The 6,403-nt window shown below is 45.2% G+C and carries 6 protein-coding genes and 1 pseudogene; 3 read left to right on the top strand and 4 right to left on the bottom strand.

Annotation, left to right across the window (positions count from 1 at the left end):
• The coding region (locus ACCI49_RS17515; RefSeq protein ID WP_371838736.1) for a transposase at nucleotides 1-288 on the bottom strand (288 nt) is incomplete at its 3' end.
• Between the two features lie 465 nt (nucleotides 289-753).
• On the opposite strand from ACCI49_RS17515, the gene ACCI49_RS17510 reads away from it, so the two are divergent.
• Nucleotides 754-2,067 carry a S8/S53 family peptidase gene (locus ACCI49_RS17510; RefSeq protein ID WP_371840425.1) on the top strand — a complete coding sequence of 438 codons (1,314 nt, stop codon included), beginning with the start codon at nucleotides 754-756 and terminating at the stop codon, nucleotides 2,065-2,067.
• Between the two features lie 332 nt (nucleotides 2,068-2,399).
• Here ACCI49_RS17510 and ACCI49_RS17505 read toward each other — a convergent pair.
• Nucleotides 2,400-3,679, bottom strand: a pseudogene (locus ACCI49_RS17505) (MFS transporter).
• Nucleotides 3,680-3,697: 18 nt separating this feature from the next.
• Between ACCI49_RS17505 and ACCI49_RS17500 the strand changes: the two are divergent.
• On the top strand, nucleotides 3,698-4,021 hold the full coding sequence (locus tag ACCI49_RS17500) for a hypothetical protein (protein WP_371840424.1): 324 nt from the start codon (nucleotides 3,698-3,700) through the stop codon (nucleotides 4,019-4,021).
• 76 nt (nucleotides 4,022-4,097) lie between these two features.
• Nucleotides 4,098-5,195, top strand: coding sequence for a 2-aminoethylphosphonate--pyruvate transaminase (gene phnW / locus ACCI49_RS17495; protein WP_371840422.1), 1,098 nt, complete (start codon nucleotides 4,098-4,100; stop codon nucleotides 5,193-5,195).
• Nucleotides 5,196-5,400: 205 nt separating this feature from the next.
• On the opposite strand, the gene ACCI49_RS17490 is transcribed toward phnW, so the two are convergent.
• Together ACCI49_RS17490 and ACCI49_RS17485 are read right to left on the bottom strand one after the other, a co-directional pair.
• Nucleotides 5,401-5,928, bottom strand: coding sequence for a ketopantoate reductase family protein (locus ACCI49_RS17490; protein WP_371840421.1), 528 nt, complete (start codon nucleotides 5,926-5,928; stop codon nucleotides 5,401-5,403).
• 11 nt (nucleotides 5,929-5,939) lie between these two features.
• Complete coding sequence (locus tag ACCI49_RS17485) at nucleotides 5,940-6,287, bottom strand: 2-dehydropantoate 2-reductase (RefSeq protein ID WP_371840420.1); 348 nt, start codon at nucleotides 6,285-6,287, stop codon at nucleotides 5,940-5,942.
• Between the last annotated feature and the right edge of the window lie 116 nt (nucleotides 6,288-6,403).

The following is a 6,403-nucleotide window of genomic DNA, read 5'->3' as shown; positions in this document are numbered from 1 at the left end:
GTCCTCCGGGTTTAGGCTGAGAAATCGACAAAATGAAAATCGATCGCGTATCTGATATTCCAGCTCATCATCCGATAGGTTATATAAATGCTGTAATACAAGTGCCTTGAACATCAGTACCTTATCAAAGGGTCTTCTTCCAGCATTACTCTTTCTTGGAAGTGTGGGGATTTTATTCAAAGTACTCCGGAAGTCCTCCCAGTCAATCAACTTACGAAGAGCAACCAGTGGATCACGTTCATTTAGCTTGCGATGGCGGTCATCAAGACCGAAAAAACTCGGCTGCATTTGACAATAACCTTTACTAGTGAGCGTTTAGGCTATTTTACCGGAAATTAGTGAATTTTTAGAGGTACCCTTATATATAAAGTTGTGATGGCATTCGGTGTTAAGGAGGGATGCATATGCTGGAAACAGTGTCGGGGGATTATAGTTTTCACAATAATCATTGGAGGATTGCTAGCTATTCCTCTTGGGGCGGTTAACCCTGGAATAATCCAGGTTAAAAGCAAAGGAGCCTCTGAATTAACTAGAGCTTTCCTAAGTCTTATCGATTTAAACTCTATTTAATTAAATAAAGGTTATTTTGCTCAAAGTATATTAGCCTATTGTTGCCTTTTACCATCTTCCATGTTCCTATTTATTCACTGCTAAGAGGTCCTGCCTGGGAAGTGTTTCAGTGGTGTTGCCCTTGGCTTGTAGTGGTTCAAACTAAAATCTCCAAATAAATTTCAATATAAAAAGGAAATAGTTTTGAATAAAGTTATATTGACAGTTTTACTGATTGTATTCAGTTTTAAGGGGTTTGCATCTGATCCTAATGTGGAGCAGGCGCGCGAGTCTTTGGATACCATCAAAGAGCTGACTCCCTGGCCTTGGGAAGAGCCCGTAACCCCGATATTTGATAGTTATTTAGCGGCTGACTTCGATCAATATCAGGGGAGAGAGAAGTCCATATACATGATAGAAGAGCTACTGATGCATAAATGGGGACAATCTATTACTGAATTCATTGTGCTTGCTGAGCTTCTGTATACTTTCCAGACCGAGGAGTATCAAGAAGAGAACAGGTTGGCATTTGAGAAGGCCATTGCTGAGTTAGATGTATTCAGGTTGGCAATTAATGAACTTTTACTACCCTATGTACCTAGCTACAAACTCAAGCAAAAGAAGCTGGCCAAACGATTTGATGGGGAAGGGGTCGTTGTTGGTGTGTTTGATTTATTTGATCCTGTGCGTCTTCAGCAGCAACGTGAGCAGTACCCCAATATTGAGGCTGAAATACAGTTCGGAGATCCTATTACTTTCCTGCACGGCAATACGGTAATTGATATCATTCTCGACATTGCTCCCAAGGCAACCATTGTACCAGTTAGTACGGAGAGTAAAACTTACAACGAAGCCATGGAGTATCTGCGCAATCGTGAAGACATCAGTGTTATTAATATGAGTCGGGCATTTCATATCACTGATGATCAGCTGGACCCAGAATTTGCAAATCACCTTTCAAATATTCTCCAGACAAAGATATTTACTAAATCCATGGGAAATACGGGTACGGATCTTGAAGGAGTAAACACTGATGTGAGAAAGAGCCGGGGGTTGCCTCCACTAGGCAGCTTCTTTACCTATGATCTGGAGTTAATAAAAGCATTTCTTGCACAAAATCATGGGCAGCCAGGTGAAAAGAACTTGATGTTTGCCATAAACCTGCAGCCCTTCTCCAATGAGGTTTCTCTAACGGCAACAGTGCCGGGCTACAATGAGCTGGCCATCAATCAGAGCTTTGCGATCGCCGGCGATGCAGTCTACTCAGACTCTAGTAACAATTTTGAATCTGGAAGCTCTTTTGCAGCCCCACAATTAGCGGCCATAAGTGTGCTACTACTGGACGCGGCACAGCACTATGGTTATTCCAAAACTGAAGCCACCCAGAGAGTTGTAAAGGCGCTTCGCAAGTCTGCTCGGCGTACCGGGTTAGGGAGTCATTATACGGGACTGGGCTATATAGATGCGCATAAAGCATTAAATAGAGTGAGGCAATCAAAGAAGCATGAACACCACTGACGAGATATTGCTTAAGTAATTGGATGATAAGCCCCCTAGTCTCCCAGGCAACTGATTTACTAAGAAGGTGGAAGGGGAAGAATACGCTTCGCTCTGGAGCATAAGAGGCATAAATGCCGATTACAAGCTTCATGGATGTATTCACGACGTGCCGCGAGAGAAGTGTATTCATTACCTCCATCCCAGGAATACCTTTGCCCTAGATAAATGCCCGAAGCACACAATAGAAGAGGCAGTGGTAATAGGGGGCATCAAGAGATATCTGAGGGCTGCACGGCAGCCCCGAAGTGTTTCGGTGCTCTCGTGTATGGGGTTGAACGGTTGAGCTTGGGTCAGGACTCACCGCGCCTCAGGCGGTCGCGATCCGGATGGTGAAAGAGCAGCACCCCCAACACCGAAGAGAGCGCCAGCAAGGTCAGTAAACTAAACGCAGGCTTGAAACTGCCGCTGAGCTCGAAGGCGTAGCCGGTGATGACCGGGGCCAGAAAGCCTGCGGCGGCGGACCAGACGATCATGATGCCCACTACCGTACCTGCCAGCTTAGGTACCAGGTCTGCAATCACAGCATAGTAGGCCGCATTGGCAGCCATTGATGCCCCTACTGCCAGGGTAATGGAGGCAATGGCGACGTAGAGATTATCGACCAGTGCGGCGGGTATAATAGCGATGGCCGCGAATAACTGGGTTCCCGCAATTTGGTAGCTCCTCGCTTTTCTTAGGCTGCCCGTCTGTTTAAGCAGCCTGTCGGACCAGAGCCCGAAGACCCACAGGAGAACGGCCGAGACTGCCCAGGGAAGGATGCTGAAGTAACCCACCTGGGACAGGTCAAGGTGATAGGACTTGCGAAGGAACTCTGGCATCCAGCTCATAAAGAAAAACAGAAAATAGCCAAATACAAAATACGCCCAGTAATTGGCCCAGAGGGTAGGGGACGAGAACATATGTCGCCAGAGGTTTGCCCCGCTGCTGGATTGCTCCTGCTCGCTTGCGTCAGCCTGATCTTGCTCGATATAGGTTTGCTCCTCGGGGGAGGTGAAGGGTGAGCTAGCTGGCAAATCCCGGTAGAAATACAGCCACAATGGTAGCCATAGCAGGCCCAGGGCAGCGAGGATGAAAAACATGCCGCGCCAGCCGACAGCCTCAATGAGTTGCGATACTAGAGGCGAGCTAATGGCCAATGCTATTGGCACGGCTACCAGCGCACCAGCCAGTGCAGTGGCCCGTTCGTGCGGGGGAAGCCAGCGACTGATTGCAACTTCTACGGCCGGGAAGTTCGGCCCTTCGGCCAATCCAAGGGCAATGCGGGCAGCATAGAGCATGACGAACCCGGTTGCGGCCCCGGTCCAGCCAATCGCAAACGTCCAGAATAGCACTACGATAGCCAGTCCAGTCCGCGCGCCAAATCGGTCCACGGCGATACCCCGAACAGTGTGCTGATGATGTAGCCGATACCAAAGGCCCCCATGATCAGGCCCATCTGGGCGGCACTAAGGCCAAAATCCTCAATAATCAGGTGGGCCGCAAAGGCGATGGCAGAGCGGTCGATATAGTTGACCACGGTGATAAAGAACAGAAGCAGAACGATGAACCAGCGAAAGTTGCCTCGAAACATGGGTTGGGAGTCCTGGCAATGGGGGGTATGCCGGTAGCCATGGAAGTTGCTTGGCGACAAGTCCAGGCATGTGCACTCGGGCCACCATTATGGACCCGGGGGCAGGACTTTTCCTCGGGAATGGCTTTCAAGTGGACCCTGGAGCCCTACTTTGTCAATGGTTACCTGTTGGGTAACGATTTCGCCGAGTACAAATTCCAGTGCAGTGTGATCCAGTCGGTGTTCAAGGTCGAAGCGATGCGCGTCTATGTCGAGGTCCTCAACCGGGGGTTTTTGCGTGGAGCCTTGATAGTAGCAGAACCTAGAGTGAACCAGTTGGTGACTTTATCCCCTCAAAAATGAAAAATTTTTACGTTGTCTTATTTGTGTCATATGTGTGTGGAAACATCTGGTCTATACCAGATTAAGAGAACAGGCTATGCCACAACAATATTTGCTTTTGACACCAGGCCCATTAACCACCAGTGAGAGCGTAAAGCAAGCCATGCTCAAGGATTGGTGTACATGGGATCAAGATTACAATCTGAGGGTAGTAGAAGATATCAGAAGCAGATTAGTGGCTATGGCCACAACCATGCCCGGCTACACCAGCGTGTTGATGCAGGGCAGTGGCACGGCAAGTGTGGAATCAGTGTTGGGCACGGTTGTGAATAAAAATGACAAGCTGCTTATCATCAACAATGGTGCTTATGGGGCACGAATCAAGCAAATTGCTGAGGTGTTAGGTATTGCCTATACGGCATTGGATTTTATCGAAACCCAGTTACCAGATTTAAATTTGCTGGAAAAGACCTTGCAGCAAGACCGCAGTATTTCACATATTGCGATGGTGCATTGTGAAACTACCACAGGCATGCTGAATCCCCTTGAAGCAGTTTCTCGTTTGGCGCAGCAATATGGCAAGACATTCATACTTGATGCCATGAGTAGTTTTGGTGGGATTCCTATGGATATAGGTGAACTCAATATCGGCTACCTAGTTAGCTCAGCAAACAAGTGCATTCAGGGCGTTCCTGGTTTTGGATTTGTGATTGCAAAGCAGGAATTGCTAGAGCGAACTAAAGGGCAGGCAAGATCGCTAAGCCTGGATCTGTATGATCAGTGGCAGTGTATGCAAGTAAATCAAGGGAAATGGCGTTTCACCTCACCGACTCATGTGGTTAGAGCATTTGCACAAGCACTGAACGAACTTGAGGCTGAGGGAGGTGTAAGCGCCAGATCTAAAAGGTATCAGGAAAATCAAAGCTTGTTAGTACAGGGAATGCAAGAATTGGGATTTGAGCCTTTACTGGATGTTTCATTACACTCGCCCATTATTACTTCTTTTTACTCACCAAGTCAGCCAGATTATAAATTTGAACGCTTCTATCAGCTGCTTAAACAGCAAGGCTTTGTTATCTACCCTGGGAAAGTGTCTGAAGCGGATTGCTTTCGTATTGGTAATATAGGTGAAGTTTACCCTGCTGATATTGCTGCATTGTTGCGGGCGGTGGCCAAGGCGAGATACTGGATTTAATGCGTGCTATTAACGTGTCAAATCAAGGGTGATGTATAGAGGGGCAGCAGTCGGCCATGGATCGGTAAGAGCCCCTTAAATACCAGTAAATTAGCCTGTCTGCGCAAGTATTTCATTGCTATTTTCGATCTGGTGGAATTTGGTTTTTACAGGTGCTTTGCTAATTGTTGATAAATTTAGTGTAATGATGCATGAGAGGTGAGTTTTAATATAAGGTGGGGTATTTTTCCCTAAACTCTTTGATCGCTCTACAGTTGTAAGGGGTGGCAATATTCATTTCTTGACCAAGTTTAACTATTTGACCGTTTAAAAAAGCAATCTCAGTTATTTTATTCGCTCTAATATCCTGATAGGTGGAGGAGTAGTGATTCATGTTTTTTACGACCTTATAAAATTTATCCCAAAGGATTTCTTTATCCTGACGTAGATCAACCTTCTTTGATAATATTTTATAAGTTTCAAAGAAAGTGTGCTTGATTCTTTCGGTGAGTTTTTCGTCTTCAAACAATTCTCTGAAGGTTTTTAAATAAATGGCTGAAAATATATTTGTCGAACAGTTGTAGATGGTTTTTTGCGCTCTCTGTAAATTCATGTTGTGAATTTTTCTTACCTCAATCCCCGCACCTTCAAAAATGGAGTATAATTTTAGTGTGTTTCTATCCTCTTCTATGAAAAAACCTTTCCCTTTGATGTAGGTTAACTGGTTGCCAATTAAGTTGAAGCCATCATTCACAAGGGCGCTGGTTATGTTTTGGTTATGTAATTTTTGGTACTTATATATATATCAAAGAAGCCGTTTTGAAGTAAAATGATGACTTTTGATTGGAACTTGCATTTGGCTAAGAAATTTAAATTGTTTTCCAGGTCATAAATTTTTGATGATAGAAGTACAAAGTCATAAATGTTGCTGTCCTTTACATGTCTTGATGTTGGGGGGAAATCAAACTTTTCACTGTTTATAAAAATTTGCAGCCCAATTTTCTCAGCTTTTCTACCTATTACGTCTACATGGTAATGTGATTTATAGAGCTTTGCAGCCAAATATGATCCAATAGAGCCAGCTCCTAGAATCAATATTTTTTCTTTATGCATGAAATTTTCTCTTTTATATGATAAGGAGAATAAGCTAATAGGTGCCTTAAATAGGAGTGTGGGGCTTTAGGGAGCCTCTGAATAATTCCGTATATCTCTGCGAAGACTTGAGGGCT

The sequence above is a fragment of the Microbulbifer epialgicus genome, from assembly GCF_041447265.1.
Taxonomy (GTDB): domain Bacteria; phylum Pseudomonadota; class Gammaproteobacteria; order Pseudomonadales; family Cellvibrionaceae; genus Microbulbifer; species Microbulbifer epialgicus.
The sequence above is the reverse complement of the archived record's forward strand: the minus strand, read 5'-3'. Positions and strand labels throughout refer to the sequence as shown.

Bases quoted from the DNA above. Each gene is read 5' to 3' on its own strand.
- ACCI49_RS17500 (WP_371840424.1), top strand. From the start codon at position 3,698: ATGGGGGGTATGCCGGTAGCCATGGAAGTTGCTTGGCGACAAGTCCAG.
- phnW (WP_371840422.1), top strand. From the start codon at position 4,098: ATGCCACAACAATATTTGCTTTTGACACCAGGCCCATTAACCACCAGT.
- ACCI49_RS17485 (WP_371840420.1), bottom strand. From the start codon at position 6,287: ATGCATAAAGAAAAAATATTGATTCTAGGAGCTGGCTCTATTGGATCA.